Consider the following 18,433-nt stretch of genomic DNA (forward strand, 5'->3'; position numbering starts at 1 on the left):
CTTTTGGCTGGGCCGGCATTCCGGGCGTTTGCCAAAAGTGACCCGCTGTAAGAGCGGAACCATAAGTAGCCGTTACCTAAATAACGGATATGCCCCCCTGGATCCTGACAACCCCCGCCGCACTCGTTCAGCGAACGACATGGAGCTTCAACCCGCGCAACAACAACTCCAACCCATGCAAGGCTTCTTCCAGCCGCGCCCCCGGGTCTCCATCCTGAGCGATCCACAGCGATGCGCTTACCAGGCTGCCATTGATCAGCCTCGCCAGCGCCTGGCTGCACGCCTGCTCGACGAGGCCCGCCTGCATCAGGTCATCGAGCAAACGGCGCAGCGAGTCCACGCATTGCTGCTGGTCAGTTGCGCCCAGCACTGCCGGGGCATCCTGCAATACGATGCGCTGGACCTCGGGATCCTGAGCCATGCGCAAATAAACCCGGCAGCGCTGGCAAAACCCTTCCCAAGGATTAACGGCCTGTTCCGAGATACGCTGCAGGCTCGCGTCCATTTCACCGTCCAACTGCGCAACCACCGCCGCCAGCAAGCCTTTCTTGTCGCCAAAATGATGGTACAACGCTCCCCGGGTCAGGCCGGCGCGCGCGGTGAAATCGTCCATCGACGTTTGGGCGTAGCCTTGTGTGGCGAAGGCCTGGCGGGCGCTGGCGATCAGGCGGGCGCGGGTGTCTTCGATCATGTCGGCACGGGCTCGGCTCATGGGTAAGGCTCGCAATAGGTGATTGACATACGGTGCGTATGTTACGCATGATTTATCACATACGCACCGTATGTATTTTGCCCTGAAAACCTCGAATAGCAAGTTTCAGGGCGCTCAGGAAGAGGTTACACACATGGCAAACCCCTACGCCGAGCTGTTCCAGGCGCCAGGTTCCAGGGCTTTTGTATTGGCGGGCATGCTCGCCCGCATGCCGATCTCCATGACCGGCATCGGCTTGATCACCATGCTGTCGCAAGTGCACGGCGGTTACGGTTTGGCCGGTGCGGTGACCGCTACCTTCGCCCTGGCCACCGCGTTTTGCGCCCCCCAGGTCTCGCGGCTGGTGGACCGTTACGGGCAGGGCCGGGTGTTGCCGGTGGCCGCTTCCATCGGCGGCGGCGCGCTGTTGCTGCTGTTGCTCTGCACCCGCTTGCAGGCGCCGACGTGGACGCTGTTCATCTTCGCCGCCCTGGCCGGTTGCATGCCCAACATGTCGGCCATGGTGCGGGCGCGCTGGACCGAGTTGTATCGCGGTCAGCCCAAGTTGCAAACCGCGTTTGCCCTGGAGTCGGTGCTCGATGAGGTGGTGTTCATTGTCGGCCCGCCGGTTTCGGTGGGCTTGTGTGTGCTGCTGTTTCCCGAAGCGGGGCCGTTAATTGCGGCACTGTTTTTGGCAGTGGGCGTGACCGCCTTTGTGCTGCAACGCCAGACCGAACCACCGGTGCATGAACACCACGCCGAACACGGCCGTTGGCTGATCGCCTCGCCCTCGGTGTTGATCCTGATGGTGCTGTTGATGGCCATGGGCGTCATCGTCGGCGTGGTGGATGTGGTCAGCGTCGCCTTCGCCCAGCATCAAGGCCAGCCAGCCGCCGCGAGCATTGTGCTGTCGGTGTACGCCATCGGTTCGTGCCTGGCCGGGCTGGCGTTTGGCGCGCTCAAGTTGAAAGCACCGCTGCCTCGCCAGTTCCTGTACTGCGGCGTGGCCACCGCGATTACCACGTTGCCGTTGCTGCTGGTGACGAACATCCCCGGGTTGGCGGCGGCGATCTTCATCTCCGGGCTGTTCTTCGCCCCGACGCTGATCGTGTCCATGGCCTTGGTGGAGCAAATCGTCCCGCCGAGCCGCCTGACCGAAGGCATGACCTGGCTGATCACCGGCCTGAGCATCGGCGTGGCCATTGGCGCCGCCAGTTCCGGCTGGATGATCGACAACTTCGGCGCCCCCAGCGGGTTCTGGGTGGCGCTGGCGGCGGGGGCGGTGGTGCTTGGGGCGGCGCTGTTGGGGTATCGGCGGTTGGGCTGATTACCCTGCAACGAGTGCGCCGCGATGTTGCAGGAATTCGTTCAACGCTTGCCGTGTGAGGTCGTTCAGCGTGACTTTTTGCCGGGTCGCCGCGAGGGCGGCGGCTAAATGGAGGTCGTGGCCGACACGGACGTTGAACGAGCCCTTGCAGGGCTTTTCCGGTGTTTGCCCAAGGCCTTCGCAGGTCGCGATATAGTCGTCTACCGCGTTGCAAAAGGCCGCGTCCAGTTCGGCGACGGTTTTACCCTCATAGCTGACCAGTGCCTTGATGAAAAGCAGCTTTCCGAACAGGCAATTGTCTTCGATGCTGGCTTCGATGGAGCCGATGTAGCCTTTGTGTTTCAGCTGATTGTTCACTGAATCAGTTCTCCTGATTTCAATTGTTCGATGATTTGGCGCCGAATGTAGTGTTTCAGTTCGTTGCCGGGGTGAGGCTTGTGCAGGGTGATCATTGCACAGGGGTCGCCCTTGTCGAACCTGACCCGGCTACCCGCCCCTTCGATTTGCGTGTAGCCCAGGCGCCCCAGCAGCGTGACGAGTTCGGGCCAGGTAAACGCTGATTGCTCATTGAGCAGTTTGGCCAGCAGCTTTTCATTTTTCGACACGGCGATCCTTGCCTGTAACTAAATGTAGTTGCAATTGATGGGTTGAGTCAATGATAGGACAGCCTCGCCGAGCCACTCGGTGTTTGATGTAACCCTTGATGACACTGCTGCCTGCGCAACAAATCCCCCGCTAATTTTTCCCCTCCGGATTCGTTTTATAGGGACGACGTGCCTTTGGAGCCGAGCCACATGAACGTACTGCTGGAATTCAATGCCTTCCCTTTGTTGAGTGAGCGGGGCAGCTTGCCATTGTTGATTGAGGCCCCGGAGCCTGGTCTCGGGTTGATGGATGTGTTCAATGAGCTTCAACCGCTGGTTGAACAGCTTCTGCCGCAGGCGGGTGGCATCCTGTTTCGCGGCTTTGAGGTGGGCGGTGTGGACGCGTTTCGCCAGTTTGCTCAGGCATTTGGTCATCCGTTGCTCAATTACGAGTTTGGCTCCACACCGCGCAGCAATGTCACCCAAGGCGTCTACACCTCGACCGAATACCCTGCGCATCAGAGCATTCCGTTGCACAACGAGCAGGCCTACACCCTCGAGTGGCCAATGAAAATCTGGTTCTACAGCGTGATTGCCGCGCAGACCGGCGGTGAAACGCCGATTGCCGATAGTCGGGAGGTGTACCGCCGAATGCCGGAGTATGTTCGCCAGCGTTTTATCGAGAAGGGCCTGATGTATGTGCGCAATTATGGCAATGGCCTGGATGTGGGATGGGAGCAGGTATTCAACACCGAAGATCGGGGTGTGGTAGAGGCCTATTGCCAAGCGCACGCCATCGAGTGGGAGTGGAAAGACGATGGCGAGTTGCGTACTCGCCAGACCTGCCAGGCGGTGGCCCGGCACCCGTCGACCGGCGATTGGGTGTGGTTCAATCAGGCGCACTTGTTCCATGTCTCCAACCTGCCGGACGAGGTGCGGGAAACCTTGCTGGACATCGTCGATGAAGAGGACCTGCCCCGTAACGTTTATTACGGTGACGGCTCGCCCATCGAGGCCGAGGTGCTGGACGAGGTGCGTCGGGTACTGGACGAGTGCGCTATCCGTTTTCCCTGGCAGGCGGGGGATGTGCTGATGCTCGACAACATGCTCGCCGCTCATGCGCGTTCGCCCTTTACCGGGCCCCGGAAGGTGGTCGTGGCGATGGCACAAGGTTATAGCGAGCAACCTCGCTGAACCCTTACTTGGCGAGCCCAGGCGCAGCGCCCAACGGCGTTGCGTGCAGGTGATCGGCCTGCGGCTTTCCTGGCTAAATTAGCCTCTCCCTTGCTCGTTCTACTGGAAACGCCTTGGCCCGCAGGCCAGGCCGCAGATCAGTAAGGACGGAATGCATGAACGCTCAAGATTCACTTAGACTCGCTCGTCGTTTTATCGAGTTGCCTGCGCCGAAGCGGCATTTGTTTCTTGAGGCCTTGAAAGCGGAGAACGTCGACTTTTCGCTTTTTCCCATTGCGTCCGATGTGCAGGTGGCGGAGCGGGACGCCTTGTCCTATGCGCAACAGCGTATGTGGTTTGCCTGGCAATTGGACCCGCGTGGCAGTGCCTACAATCTGCCCATGGCCGTGACGTTGCTGGGTGAGGTGGATCAGCAAGCGTTGCAGCAGGCTGTCGATAGTCTGCTGGACCGTCACGAAACCTTGCGTACGGTGTTTCGCGAGCAGGATGACCAGGTGCTTCAGCACGTCCTTGATGCCGGGGAGGTCACGGTCGAATTCATCGACTTTTCAGCGTTCGAAGACGCTGAGCGCGACGGTCGGATCGACACAGTCACCCGTGCCGAAGCCCTTGCCCCGTTCGATCTGATTCAAGGGCCTTTGCTGCGTATCAAGTTGCTGAAGAAAAACCATGACGAACACCTGTTGCTGGTGACGTTGCACCACATCGTCGCCGACGGTTGGTCGATGGGGGTTCTGATCGATGAACTGGTGCGGCTCTACGATGCTGCCAGCTCGGGTGAAACGGCGACGTTGCCGGCCTTGCCCATTCAGTACCGCGATTACGCACTGTGGCAGCGCAGTTGGCTGGAAGCGGGTGAGCAGGCACGGCAACTGACGTATTGGCTGGACAAGCTCGGTGACGAGCATCCGGTCCTCGAATTACCGGCCGACCGTCCACGGCCTGCGGTGCCGGGGCATCGTGGCGAGCAGTACGCCGTGGATATCGATCCGCAATTGGCAGCCCAACTGAGGGGTGTCGCCAGAAAACACAATGTCACCCTGTTTATGCTGATGCTGGCTTCCTTCAGTGTGTTGTTGTACCGCTACAGCGGGCAAAACATTCAGCGCGTCGGGGTGCCGGTTGCCAATCGGCAGCGTACTGAGGTCGAGGGGTTGATCGGGTGTTTTATCAATACCCAAGTGCTGCACACCCACATTGACCCATTGATCGATACGGCTGAGCTGTTGCGCCGGGTCAAGGCCAGCGCGCTGGAGGCACAGTCCTTTCAGGACCTGCCGTTCGAGAAACTGGTGGAGGTGCTCAACCTTGACCGCAGCACCGCCCACAGTCCTTTGTTCCAAGTGTTGTTCAACCACCAGGCGAACGTGACGGACGTCCAGACCATCAAGACCCGCTCCGGGCTGGTGCTGGAAAAATCCCCTCAGCCCAAGACCACGGCGCGCTTCGACCTGGCCCTCGATACCGTTGAAAGTGACGGGCAGTTGCAGGCGGCGTTTACCTTTGCTGTCGACCTGTTTGACCGGGCGACCATTGCCCGTCTGGCTGAGCATTGGGTGCAGGTGCTGCGGGGCCTGGCGCAGGAAACCGTACTGCCCATCGGTGAATGGCCCTTGGGTGATCAATTACGGCCTCAGGACGGGCTTACCGTCGAGCCGGACACCTGCGTGCACAGCCTGATTGAACAGGTTGCCCGGGATTTCCCCGAGCGTGTGGCAGCGGTCCATGAGGGCCACACCATCAGCTACGGCGAGCTGAACCGCCAGGCCGGGCAGTTGCAGCAGCAGTTGCAGGCGGCAGGGGTTGTGCCTGAGCAGGCAGTGGGTGTGGTGGCCGACCGGTCACCGGGCATGCTGGTGGGCATGCTGGCGATCCTCAAGTGCGGTGCAGCCTATGTGCCCCTTGAGCCTGACCAGCCGGCCCAGCGCCTGGCCTTTATGCTTGAAGATGCGGGCATTGTTCACGTCCTCGCCCCCTCGAATTGGGCGCAAACGTTGCCGGTGGGCATACAGTCGATCGCCTTCGACCGCATCGCGGATCTGCCGGGTACGGCACCTTGCGTTGAGGTTGCGCCGGGTAATCTGGCTTACATCATCTACACCTCCGGCACCACTGGCACGCCCAAGGGGGTCGCGGTCTCCCATGGTGCGCTGGTCAACTACGTGCAGGCTGTTTCACGGCGCTTGCCGATGGCCGACATCCAGAACCTGGCGATGACTTCCACCCCGGCTGCGGACCTTGGGCACACGGTGTTTTACGGTGCGCTGTGCAATGGCAAGACTGTGCACCTGTTGAGCAAGGAACGGGTGCTGGATGCGGATGCATTTGCGACCTACATGACCGAACACCGGATCGATGCGCTGAAGATCGTACCGTCGCACCTGGACGCCATGCTTTCGGCCAGTGGCAGCGGTGCAGTGTTGCCCCGCGAGTGCCTGGTTCTCGGTGGCGAAGCCTGCTCCGAGGCTTTGCTGTCGCGGATTGCCGGGTTTTCTCCAGCGCTTGCGGTCATCAATCACTACGGGCCGACCGAAGGTACGGTGGGGGCGCTGACGGCGCCGCTGGTCGCCGGGCAACCGCTTCATTTGGGTGGCCCGCTGGATAACGTTCGGATACAGGTACTGGACGCGAGCCTGCTGCCAACACTCGGCGGCGCCAAGGGTGAATTGCACATCGCGGGCGTTGGTCTCGCGCGCGGTTACATTGCTCGTCCGGGGCTGACGGCCGAGCGCTTCGTGCCGGACCCGCACGGCCCTGCCGGCTCGCGGATGTATCGTACCGGCGACTTTGTGCGGCGTGACCCGACTGGCGCTTTGCGGTTTATCGGGCGCATGGACCATCAGGTGAAAATTCGCGGTTATCGGGTGGAGCCGGGCGAAGTCGAGCAGCGCCTGCAAGACCTGCCGGGCGTCAGGAAGGCGCTGGTCCGGGTCACCGGTGTGCCCGATGCGCTGCAACTGGTTGCGTACGTGGTTGCCAGCCAGGCGCCACAGGATGAGGCGGCCCTGAACGCTTCAGGCGTCGAGCTGCAAAAGGCTCTCAGGGGCTTTATGCCCGAGCACATGATCCCTGGGCAGATCGTGTTTCTTGATGAAATGCCCCTCACTGCCAATGGTAAGGTCGACGCCAGCCGTTTGCCGGCCCCAGGCGCTACGAGTGATGAGCGGCAGTACGAGGCTCCCGTCACCGACCACGAAAAACTCATGGCCAACATCTGGGCAGAGGTGCTCGGGGTCGAGCGTGTGGGGTTGGCCGACAACTTCTTTGCACTGGGCGGACACTCGTTGCTGGCCACGCAAATCGTCTCCCGGGCGCGCCGTCAATTGGGGCTGGATATCCCGTTGCGATTGCTGTTCGACACCCAGGACTTGCGCAGTTTCTGCGCCGAGATCACCGGCCAGGCCGGCGCGGATGACGCGCCGTTTCGAATCCTTGATCGCCAGCAGAACCTTGCGGTGTCTCATGCCCAGCACCGGCAATGGTTGTTCTGGAAAATTCACCCGCAGAGCTCGGCCTACAACACGCCAATGGCCGTGCGAGTCAGCGGTTCCCTGGACAAGCTGGCGCTGCGCGCGGCATTCGATGCGCTGGTGGCACGCCATGAAAGCCTGCGCACGGTGTTTGTCGAAGAGCAGGGCGTGCCCTGTCTGAAAGTCCTGCCGAGCCTTTCGGTGCCCCTCGCCGAGGAATGCATCGGTGCGTTGCAGGGCCAGGCTTTGGAGCTCAAGTTGCAGGAGGAGATCCAGCGCCCCTTTGACCTGGCGAACGGCCCGTTGCTGCGTATCAAGCTACTGCAAGTCGGGGCCGAGGAGCATTTGCTGTTGCTGACGCTGCACCACATCGTTTCCGATGGCTGGTCCATGAGTGTGATGGTGCGTGAGTGCATCGCCAGCTACAACGCCCGGGTTTCGGGGCAGCCACCTGTCGCGCTTGCGCCGCTGGCTGTGCAATACGCGGACTATGCCACGTGGCAGCGCGAGCGCCTCAACGACGGGCAGATGCAGGCCCAACTGGACTACTGGAAAGCCCGCCTGGAAGATGACTTCAGCGTGCTGGAGCTGCCCGCCGACCGCGTTCGGCCGCAGGTCCAGAGCTACCGTGGCGGGCGCATTGACGTGCGCCTGCCCGCTGAACTGGCGGCCGGTTTGCGCCGCTTGGCGGTGAGCGCCAATGCCACCTTGTTCCACATATTCCTGGCTTCTTTCGGCTTGCTGCTGGCGCGTTACAGTGCCACTGAAAAGATCAACGTCGGTGTGCCGGTGACCAACCGCAACCGCCTGGAACTGGAAGGCCTGATTGGCTTTTTCGTCAACACCCTGGTGGTGCGGGTCGGGGTGGATTTTACCGCGACCTTCAATCAGCTACTGGCCCAGGTCAAGGAAACCAGCCTGCAGGCCCAGGCCAACAAGGACATCCCCTTCGACGTGCTGGTGGAGGAGTTGGCGCCGGAGCGTGGCCTTGGCCATAACCCGTTGTTCCAGGTGATGTACAACCACATGCGCGACCTGGGCGAACAGGTCACCGGGCGGAGCCTGATCGGTGCGGATGTGCAGGAGCTCGACCTGATCGAAGGCACCTCACAGTTCGATTTGTCGCTCGATACCGTGGAGCGTTCGGACGGTGTACTGGCGACGTTTGTGTACGCCAGCGACCTGTTTGACCACGCCCGCATCGAACGCATGGCCGAACATTGGTTGAACCTGTTGCACGCCCTGGCTGCACAACCCCAAGTGAGCGTCGACCGGTTGCCGTTGTTCTCGCCGCCGGAACAGGTACGCCTTGAGCGCGACTGGTGCCAGGGTACACAGACCACCCACTTGGCCGATACCGCCGTGGCGCGCCTGTTCGAAGCGCGTGTGCACGAGCAGCCCCAGGCACCGGCGCTGCTGATGGGTGATGAGCAACTGAGCTACGCCGAGCTGAATCGCCAGGCCAACCGCCTGGCCCATAAGCTGCGTGAACTGGGTGTGGGGCCGGAAGTGTTGGTTGGGGTTGCCGTTGAGCGCAGCCTGGACATGGTGATCGGCCTGCTGGCCATCCTCAAGGCCGGCGGCGCCTATGTACCGCTGGACCCGGACTATCCCCGTGAGCGCCTGGCCTACATGATGGAGGACAGCGCGATTGTACTGCTACTGACTCAGACGGCCCTGCAGTCCCGGCTGCCGATTCCGCCGGGGCTGCCCAGCCTGTGTCTCGACCAGCCGGGCGACTGGCTGGCCGCCTACAGCGCCGACAACCTGGCTGTGCCTGTCGACCCGCAGTCCCTGGCGTATGTGATGTACACCTCGGGTTCCACCGGGCGGCCCAAGGGCGTGGCGATTAATCAGGGCTCCCTGAGCCTGCACGCCCAGGTATCGCTGGGGTTCTTCAACCTGTCGGCGAGCGACCGGATCCTGCAATTCGCCACCTTCAACTTCGATGGGTTTGTCGAGCAGTTGTACCCCGCACTCACGTGCGGCGCCTCGGTGGTGATACGCGGGCCGGCGTTGTGGGACAGCGAAACGTTCTACCGTGAATTGATCGACAAGGACATCAGCGTGGTCGACCTGACCACTGCCTACTGGTTCATGTTGGCCAAGGACTTCGCCGCCAAGGGGCCGCGCGATTACGGGCGCCTGCACCAGTTGCACGCAGGTGGCGAAGCCATGCCGCCGGAGGGTGTCGTGGCGTGGAAACAGGCAGGCCTGGGCCATGTACGGTTGCTCAATACCTATGGGCCGACCGAAGCGACTGTTACGGTCACCGCTCATGACTGCACGGCGTTCGCGGCGCCAGACAGTTCGGCACCGCCGGCGTTGATGCCTATCGGCAAGGCCTTGGGCGGGCGCTCGATTTACCTGTTGGATAACGGTGCGGCCCTGACCGCTCCCGGCGCTATTGGTGAGCTGCAGATCGGCGGCGGCCTGTTGGCGCGCGGCTACCACCATCGCCCTGCGCTGACGGCGGAACGTTTTATCCCCGACCCGTTCAGCGAACATCCTGGAGGTCGCCTGTACCGCACGGGCGACCTGGCACGCTACGTTGAAGACGGCGTAATCGAATACGTCGGCCGCATTGATCATCAGGTGAAGATTCGTGGCTTTCGCATCGAACTTGGGGAAATCAGTGCGCGGCTGTTGGAGCACCCGGCGCTGGGCGACGCCTTGGTCATCGATATCGATGGCGTGCTCGGCAAGCAACTGGTGGGCTACCTGGTGCCGACCGATGCGGCCATCCTGCATGCCGACGCCGAGGTCCAGGCCGCGTTGCTGGGGCGCATTCGCGAGGACTTGAGAAGCAGCCTGCCGGACTACATGGTGCCCGCGCACCTGATGTGGATGGCCGAGCTGCCCCTGACCCCCAACGGCAAGCTCGACCGCAAGGCCTTGCCGGCCCCGGATGCCCGTCAGATGCAGGCCCATTACGTGGCCCCGGCCACGGAGCTTGAGCAACAACTGTGTGACATCTGGGCCACGGTGCTGCGCATCGAGCGGGTCGGCATGCACGACAACTTCTTTGAGCTGGGCGGCCACTCCTTGCTGGCGGCCCAGGCGATTTCCCGAATCAACACCCAACTGGGCATCGATATGCCAATTCGCCAGATCTTCGAGACACCTGTCTTGAGTGAGTTTTCACGAACCCTGGAAAGTGCCGGCCAATCGCTGACTGAAGCGGGCTTGTCCGATATCGAGCAACTGATGAACGAAATGACGGAGGCTTGAACATGGATAAGACTACAGCTGAACGGATTGCCAAGCGCTTCGTTGGCCTGCCACTGGAGCAGCGCCGCCAGATCCTGGAAAAAATGCAGGCCACCGGCCAGAGCTTCAAGCTGTTGCCGATTGCGGCTACCCGTCATGACGTGGCACGCATCCCGCTGTCGTATGCGCAACAGCGCATGATGTTCCTGTGGCAACTGGAACCCGACAGCTCCTTCTACAACATCCCGATGGCCGTGAGCCTCAAGGGCGAGCTGAGCCTCGACGCGTTGAACCAGGCGTTAAGCCAACTGGTGCAGCGCCACGAAACCCTGCGGACGCGCCTGGTCTCTCAGGACGGCGAGTTTTACCAGGAGATCCTCGAACACCCAAGCGTTGTCCTGGAACACGAAGCTGTGGACGACCGTGCAACGCTCGACAGCCTGGTCAAGCAGGAGCTGAGCCGTCCGTTCGACCTGCTCAGCGACCCGCTGCTGCGGGTCAAACTGTTCCGCCTGGAGGCGCACGAGCATGTGTTGACGGTGTGCATGCACCATATCGTCAGTGACGGCTGGTCCAGCGAACTGATGGTCGAGACCTTCGTGCAGTGCTATGACAGCCTGGTGACCGGGCAGGCGATAAACCTGCCGCCGTTGCCGATCCAATACGCCGACTACGCCATCTGGCAGCGCGCCTGGCTGGAAGCGGGCGAGGGCGAGCGTCAGTTGCAGTATTGGCAACAACAACTGGGCAGTGAGCAACCGGTGCTTGAGTTGCCTCTGGACCACCCGCGTCCAGCCCAGGCCAGCTACAAGGGCGCCGTGCTGCGGGCGGATATTGCGCCGGCCTTGTCAGCAAGCCTCAAGGCGCTGGCGCAGAAAAACGGCCATACCCTGTTCATGCTGATGCTCTCGGCATTGGCCGTGGTGCTGTCGCGTTACAGCGGGCAGTCAGATATCCGCATCGGCGTGCCCAACGCCGGGCGCAATCGCAAGGACCTGGAGGGGCTGATCGGCTTCTTCATCAACACCCAGGTCATGCGTGTTCAGGTCGATGAATACACCACCTTCCAGGCGCTGCTTGAGCAGGTAAAACACGTGGTGGGGGGCGCACAATCCCATCAGGAATTGCCATTCGAGCAACTGGTGGATGCCCTGGCGCCGGAGCGCAACCTGAGCCACAACCCGCTGTTCCAGTTCAAGCTCAACCAGAACGTCGCGGGCGAAGCCAGCAGCGCAGGCGCCCGCAAGACGCTGAGCGGGTTGAGCGTCGAAGAGTTCCCCTTGAGCGGTGCTGACGCACGTTTTGACCTGGCGTTTGACTTCAGCGATAGCCCCAACGGTATCGAAGCCTGGTTCACCTACGCCACAGACCTGTTCGAAGCGCCGACCATTGCGCGTATCGCCCAGTCATTGCAGCAGTTGCTGCAGCAATTGGCACAGGCCCCGGACAGTCGCTTGCTCGACCATCCACACGCCGCCCCGGCTTCCCTGGAAGGTGACGTGCTCGCGTTTGCGCACACCGATTTTCTCAGCCTGTGGCAGCAATCGCTGGAAATGGCGGGTGACACGCCAGCGGTGCGGTGTGGCAAGCAAATGCTCACTTACCCTCAGCTGGAGCGCCAGTCGAACCAGTTGGCGGCTTACCTGCGTCAGCAGCAGATCGGCGCCGGCAGCCTGATTGCCTTGTGCCAGGAGCGCTCTGTTGAGTGGGTCATCAGCATTCTTGCGGTGCTGAAAACCGGGGCGGCCTTTTTGCCGCTGGACGGCGCCCAGCCAACCGAACGCCTGCAAACGCTATTGGTCGACAGCGCTGCGGCCTTGCTGATTCGTCCTTCTGGCGATGAGCTGTTGGGGCAACTGGACGCCTGCCCGGTACTGGCCTTTGAACCGGCTATCTGGAGTCACTGCGATGACGCGGCCGTGAGCAGCGACGTATTGCCCCAGCATACCGCCTATGTGATCTACACCTCGGGCTCCACCGGCCAACCCAAGGGCGTGGTACTCAGCCACCAAATGCTGGCCAACTATGTGCAAGGTGTCCTGGAGCGCTTGCAGGTACCGGCGGGGGCGAGCATGGCCATGGCATCGACCGTGGCGGCGGATTTGGGTCACACCATGCTGTTTGGCGCATTGGCCAGCGGCCGGTTGTTGCACCTGCTGACCAAGGACCATGCTTTCGACCCGGACAGTTTTGCCAGCTACATGAACGAGCATCAGGTGGATGTGCTGAAAATTGTGCCCAGTCACTTGCAGGGGCTGCTGCAGGCCGCCGACGCGGGCGCTGTGCTGCCTCGGCGCCTGCTGATTGTCGGTGGCGAGGCGTGCCCTTGGTCATTGGTCGACAAGGTGCGTCAACTGCATCCGGATTGCCGCGTGGTCAACCATTACGGGCCAACGGAAACCACCGTGGGGATACTCAGTCATGAAGTGCTGGAAAACCTCGAGGGTTATCGCACCGTGCCGGTGGGCCGGCCGCTGGCCAACAGCCGGGTGCGGGTGCTGGATAGCGGGTTGAACCCCGTGCCTGAACGGGTGGCGGGTGAGTTGTACCTGGGCGGGCAGGGCGTTGCCCAGGGTTACCTGGGCCGCGCGGCACTGACCGCCGAGCGTTTTGTACCAGACCCGCAGGCGCGTCACGGCGAGCGCCTGTATCGGGCAGGCGACCGGGCACGGGTCGAACAGGGCCGGGTGGAGTTTTTGGGCCGTGCCGATGAGCAAGTCAAAATTCGCGGTTACCGGGTTGAGCCTGGGGAAATTGCCGAGCTGTTACGCACCCTCGAGGGTGTGCAGGATGCGGTGGTCCTGGCGCAAGCCCTGGAAAGTGATCCGAGCCGTCTGCAACTGGTGGCTTACTGCGTGGCGGCCCCCGACATCAATGCTGCAACACTGGCCCCGCAGTTGCAGGCACGCTTGCCGGACTACATGGTCCCGGCCCATATCCTGCTGCTCGAGCGCTTGCCGCTGACCCTCAATGGCAAGCTCGACAAGCGTGCCTTGCCCCAGCCTGAAGTGGTCAGTCGCGAGTACGTGGCACCGGTGGGCGAGATTGAAGAGAAGCTCGCGAGTGTGTGGGCCGATGTGCTCAAGCTTGAGCAGGTGGGCACCACGGATAACTTCTTCGCGTTGGGCGGCGATTCAATCCTCAGCTTGCAAATCATTGCCCGGGCCAAACGCCAGGGCATCAAGATCACCCCTAAGCAACTGTTCGAAAAGCAGACCGTTGGTCTGTTGGCGCAAGTGGCCAAACGGGTTGAGGAAAAACCTCGCACCACGGCACCACAGCCGGTGCAGGAAGCAAATGGCAGGGTCCCGTTGTTGCCGATTCAGGCGCGGTTTTTCCAGACGCCTGTCGATCAGCGGCAGCGCTGGAACCAGTCAGTGCTGTTGACCCTCGCCGAACGCATGGCCCCGGCTGCCCTGGAAGCCGCATTGCAAGCGCTGGTGCAGGCCCATGATGCGTTGCGCATGAGTTTCAGCGAGCAGCAAGGCCAATGGCGTGCGGAACTCCGGGCGCGTGCGCCTCAGCCCATCCTTTGGCAAAACACCCTGGATGACCTTGCGCACCTGCCCAATGCAGCCGATGAAGCCCAAGGCAGCCTCGACCTGAACGAGGGCCAGTTGGTGCGTGCGGTGCTGTTCGATCTGCCGGACGGCCAGCAACGTGTGCTGCTGGTGATTCACCATCTGGTGGTGGACGGTGTTTCCTGGCGCGTGCTGCTGGAGGACCTGCAAACCGCCTATCGACAGGCTGACCAGGGCGTCGCCATCACCCTGGACGCCAAGACCAGTTCACTCAAACTGTGGGCCGCGAATCTGCAGCGCTATGCCGGCGATGAAGCCCTGGCGGCTGAACGTGATTATTGGCTCAACGCGCTGGATCAGGGGAGCGCGGCGTTGCCGTGTGACTTCGTCGACGGTGCGCTGACCAATCGTCAGGCCGCCAACGTCTCTTCACGCCTGGACAAGGACCTGACCCACAAACTCCTCAAGTTGGCGCCCGTGGCGTATCGCACCCAGGTCAACGACTTGTTGTTGACTGCCCTGGCCCGCGTGCTGTGCCAGTGGAGCGGGCAGCCGGCGGTGAGCATTGCCCTGGAAGGTCATGGTCGCGAAGACCTGTTCGACGACATCGACCTGAGCCGCACCGTCGGTTGGTTCACCAGTTTGTTCCCGGTCAAGCTCACACCCCAGGCCTCGGTTGGCGAGAGCATCAAACACATCAAGCAGCAACTGTGGCAGGTGCCCAACAAGGGGATCGGCTACGGCGTGCTGCGTTACCTCGGTGCCGAGGCGTTTGCCGCTCAACTGCGTGCGCTGCCCGAAGCCCGGGTGACGTTCAATTACCTCGGGCAGTTCGACGGCAGTTTCGCCCGGGACCAGGGCGCTCTGTTCGTACCGGCCAGCGAAGGCACCGGCAAGCGTCAGAGCGACGATGCGCCGCTGGGTAACTGGCTGAGCATCAACGGCCAGGTGTATGACGGCGAGCTGACCCTGGATTGGACCTTCAGCCGCGAGATGTTCCGCGAGGACACGGTGCAGCGCCTGGCCAGTGCCTACGAGCAGGCACTCAAGGAGGTGATCGAACACTGTCTTGACGAGACCAGCCAAGGTGTCACGCCGGGGGACTTCCCGTTGGCCGGCCTGACCCAGCAGCAACTGGACCGCCTGCCGGTGGCTGCGCGGGACATCGAGGACATTTACCCGCTGTCGCCGATGCAGGAAGGTCTGTTATTGCACACCTTGCTGGAGCCCGGTTCGGGCATTTACATGATGCAGTACTGCTACCTGGTGGAGCACGGCATTGACGTGCCGGCCTTTATGCAGGCCTGGAAGCTCGTCGTCGGACGCCACGAAGTACTGCGTACCTCATTCTGCTGGGATGTCAGCGAGCGCATGGTGCAGATCGTTCACAGGCGACCGGAGCCGGCCATTCGTTTCTACGATTGGCAGCACGTCGACAGTGCCGATTACGAAAGCAAACTGGCTGCCGAGCTGGCGGATGAGTTGCACCAGGGCTTCGATCTGGCCAGGGAAGTACCGTTCCGCCTGCGCCTGATCCAGCTGGCGCCGGAGCGCTTTGGTTTTGTCTTCAGCAACCACCACGTGCTGTTGGACGCCTGGTGCCGAATGGGCATTGTGGATGAGTTCTTCAAAATCTATGACGGTTTGCTTAAGGGCGTGCCGGTGCAACTGCCGGTGCCTTCGCGCTACCGTGATTTTATTGCCTTGCTCGAAGGATGGGATCAGGGTGCCTCCAAGCAATTCTGGACGGACAACCTGCGTGGCTTCGAGCGGCCGACGCCGTTGCCGTTCGACCACACCGTCAACCGTGAACAAGGCGAGGCGACGGTGGGCGACCGGATCGTCTACTTCAGCCGCGAGCAGAGTGCCGCATTGGCTCAGAAGGCGCAGAGCGCGCAATTGACGGTCAATACTTTGGTGCAAGGTGCCTGGGCGATGCTGTTGCAACGTTACAGCGGCGAACGGGACGTACTGTTTGGCATCACCGTGGCGGGGCGGCCCATCGAGTTCCCGGAAATGCAGGCGACAGTAGGGCTGTTCATCAACAGTATTCCACTGCGCGTAGCCGTGCCGGGAGCGGAGTCCACGCAGAGTGCCAGGGCGTGGTTGCAGTCACTGTTCGAGCATAACCTGGGGTTGCGCGAGCATGAGCACCTGCCGTTGGTGACTGTCCAGGGTTGCAGTGAAGTCGGCGCCGGGCAACCCCTGTTCGACAGCCTGTTCGTGTTCGAAAACGCGCCGGTGGAATCCAGCGTGGGGGTGCAGGCGGCGAGCATGAAAGTCCAGGCCGGGACCTCTCGCACCCACACTAACTACCCGATCACGGTGGTGGTGTACCCGGGTGAAGTGCTGGGCCTGCATTTGTCCTATGACCAGCGTCTGTTCGACGCGGCGACCATCGAAACCTTGCTGGCTGATTTCCAGGCCACGTTGCTGGCGCTGGCCGAAGGTCTGGATCAACCGTTCCATCAACTGCCGGGCCTGAGCCACAGCGTGTCCGAAGTCGATCAACTGCCAGCGTCACTCAACGAGGGCTATGCCCGGTTGTTCGGCGCAACCGTTGCGGACAACCGCCAGCGTATCGCCGCCAGTTGCCAGGGCCGTAGCTGGACCTATGACCAACTGGACGTGCAGTCCACCCAATTGGCCCGGGTCCTGCAATCGGCAGGCGTCGAGGCCGATGGCCTGGTCGCCGTGCTGGGTGAACGCGACCTGCCGTTGCTGGGCATGGTGATTGGTACCTTCAAGGCGGGTGCGGGCTACTTGTCCCTGGACCCGAACCTGCCGCTGAAACGCCTGACGGATGTACTGGGCCTGAGCCGTGCGTCGGTGCTGGTGTGCGACAGTGCGTGCCACACCCTTGCCCGGCAATTACTCGAGGGACTTGAGCAGCCACCGGCCTTGCTCGTATGGGAGCAGGTGCAGGCGCAACCGCCGCTGACCAACCCCTTGCGCGCACTGCCGATGGATGCCGGGCGCCTGCTGGCGTACGTGATCTTCACCTCAGGCTCCACCGGTGTGCCCAAGGGCGTGATGGTGGAACAGGCCGGTATGCTCAATAACCAATTGAGCAAAATTCCTTACCTGGGCTTGAGTGCGGCGGATGTGATTGCCCAGACGGCGTCCCAGAGTTTCGACATCAGTGTGTGGCAATTGCTCACCGCCACCTTGTGCGGTGCCAGGGTGCAAATCATCCCGGATGCCATTGCCCAGGATCCGCAACAGTTGCTGGAGCATGCGCGCACCACGGGCGTGAGCGTACTGGAGTGCGTCCCCGCGATGATTCAGGCGGTATTGGAGCTGCCCGCAGTAGCGTTGCCCGCCTTGCGTTACCTGCTGACCACGGGGGAGGCCATGCCGCCCGCACTCGCTGCACGCTGGCTGGAACGCTACCCGCAGATCGAGTTGATCAACGCCTATGGTCCTGCGGAATGCTCCGACGACGTGGCCCTGTACCGCGTCCGGGAGCCCGCTGGGCAAACGCACTTGCCGATTGGCACGCGCACCGATCACAACCGTTTGTATGTGCTGAATGATTTGCTCGAGCCGATGCCGGCACGGGCCACGGGTGAGCTGCACATTGCCGGTGTGGGAGTAGGGCGCGGCTACCTGGGTGACCCGGTGCGCACCGCCCTGAGTTTCGTTCCTGACCCGTTCAGCATCCATCCCGGCGGGCGCTTGTACCGCAGCGGCGACCTGGCCCGGCAACAGCCCGGCAGTGAGGTGCTGGAGTACATTGGCCGAGCCGATTTCCAGGTGAAGATTCGCGGTTATCGCATTGAACTCGGAGAGATCGAGGCGCGCCTGCAGGCTCACGAGGCGCTGCTGGGCGTGGTGGTTGTGGATGTCGAAGGTGTCGGTGGCAAGCAATTGGTTGCGTACTGCGTGCCTCGCGCCCCGGCGCTGATCGAGGCCGGCCCGCAGGTGCTGGGCGAGCTGCGTACCGCGCTGGCGGAGCATGTACGTGCCAGCCTGCCGGGCTACATGGTGCCAGCGCAGTGGGTGATGCTGCCTGCCTTGCCGTTGACCGCCAACGGCAAGCTGGACCGCAAGGCACTGCCGCAGCCCTCTGCCAGCCAGTTGCAGGCGGACTATATAGCGCCGGTGACTGAGCTGGAGCAACAGATGGCCGCCATCTGGGCTGATGTGTTGAAAGTGCCGCAGGCAGGCCTGGGTGACAACTTCTTCGAACTGGGTGGCCACTCGCTGCTGGTGGTGCAAGTGGTGGTGCGTGTGCGCGAGCAGTTATCGATCGAGGTCAGCCTGCGCGAACTGTTCGAACATCCGACCCTGGCCGCGTTCAGCAAGGTGGCTGCCGGCAAGCAGGACCAGAGTCAGACGATTCACAGCGAATTGGCTAAATCTTTGGAGGCCCTCAAACGTCTTACTACAGAGGAAATTGATGAGCTGACTTCGTAGGAGGGAGAGGGACACCT

7 protein-coding genes are annotated in these 18,433 nt (G+C 62.0%); 4 read left to right on the plus strand and 3 right to left on the minus strand.

The annotated features are described in order from the left end of the window. Positions 1–127 precede the first annotated feature (127 nt). Entirely contained in the window at positions 128–712 is a 585-nt protein-coding gene (locus HBJ59_RS06610; RefSeq protein ID WP_167663048.1) for a TetR/AcrR family transcriptional regulator, read from the minus strand. 133 nt (positions 713–845) lie between these two features. Between HBJ59_RS06610 and HBJ59_RS06615 the strand changes: the two genes are divergently transcribed. Further along, positions 846–2,018 (plus strand): MFS transporter, encoded by a 1,173-nt coding sequence (locus HBJ59_RS06615; protein WP_167663049.1) that lies wholly within the window; start codon positions 846–848, stop codon positions 2,016–2,018. Here HBJ59_RS06615 and HBJ59_RS06620 read toward each other — a convergent pair whose 3' ends face one another. Continuing rightward, a complete protein-coding gene (locus HBJ59_RS06620) occupies positions 2,019–2,375 on the minus strand; it encodes a type II toxin-antitoxin system HicB family antitoxin (RefSeq protein WP_076014294.1) in 357 nt (118 codons plus the stop codon). Then, positions 2,372–2,623, minus strand: coding sequence for a type II toxin-antitoxin system HicA family toxin (locus tag HBJ59_RS06625; RefSeq protein WP_076014293.1), 252 nt, complete (start codon positions 2,621–2,623; stop codon positions 2,372–2,374). Before HBJ59_RS06625 ends, HBJ59_RS06620 begins: the two co-directional genes overlap by 4 nt. Positions 2,624–2,812: 189 nt before the next feature. Here HBJ59_RS06625 and HBJ59_RS06630 point away from each other — a divergent pair, with 189 nt between their 5' ends. The 3 genes from HBJ59_RS06630 to HBJ59_RS06640 all read left to right on the plus strand — a co-directional run bounded on the left by HBJ59_RS06630 (position 2,813) and on the right by HBJ59_RS06640 (position 18,416). Next, positions 2,813–3,796: a TauD/TfdA family dioxygenase gene (locus HBJ59_RS06630; protein WP_167663050.1), complete on the plus strand. Its 984-nt coding sequence runs from the start codon at positions 2,813–2,815 to the stop codon at positions 3,794–3,796. A 155-nt stretch (positions 3,797–3,951) separates the two neighbouring features. Further along, positions 3,952–10,497, plus strand: a complete 6,546-nt coding sequence (locus tag HBJ59_RS06635; protein WP_167663051.1) for a non-ribosomal peptide synthetase — start codon at positions 3,952–3,954, stop codon at positions 10,495–10,497. Positions 10,498–10,499: 2 nt separating this feature from the next. Next, positions 10,500–18,416 (plus strand): non-ribosomal peptide synthetase, encoded by a 7,917-nt coding sequence (locus HBJ59_RS06640; RefSeq protein WP_167663052.1) that lies wholly within the window; start codon positions 10,500–10,502, stop codon positions 18,414–18,416. The last annotated feature ends 17 nt before the right edge of the window (positions 18,417–18,433 follow it).

The organism is Pseudomonas sp. AN3A02 (assembly GCF_011765255.1).
Classification (GTDB): domain Bacteria; phylum Pseudomonadota; class Gammaproteobacteria; order Pseudomonadales; family Pseudomonadaceae; genus Aquipseudomonas.

Coding starts and splice junctions, on each gene's coding strand:
- HBJ59_RS06615 (WP_167663049.1), top strand. CDS start 846: ATGGCAAACCCCTACGCCGAGCTGTTCCAGGCGCCAGGTTCCAGGGCT.
- HBJ59_RS06630 (WP_167663050.1), top strand. CDS start 2,813: ATGAACGTACTGCTGGAATTCAATGCCTTCCCTTTGTTGAGTGAGCGG.
- HBJ59_RS06610 (WP_167663048.1), bottom strand. CDS start 712: ATGAGCCGAGCCCGTGCCGACATGATCGAAGACACCCGCGCCCGCCTG.
- HBJ59_RS06640 (WP_167663052.1), top strand. CDS start 10,500: ATGGATAAGACTACAGCTGAACGGATTGCCAAGCGCTTCGTTGGCCTG.
- HBJ59_RS06635 (WP_167663051.1), top strand. CDS start 3,952: ATGAACGCTCAAGATTCACTTAGACTCGCTCGTCGTTTTATCGAGTTG.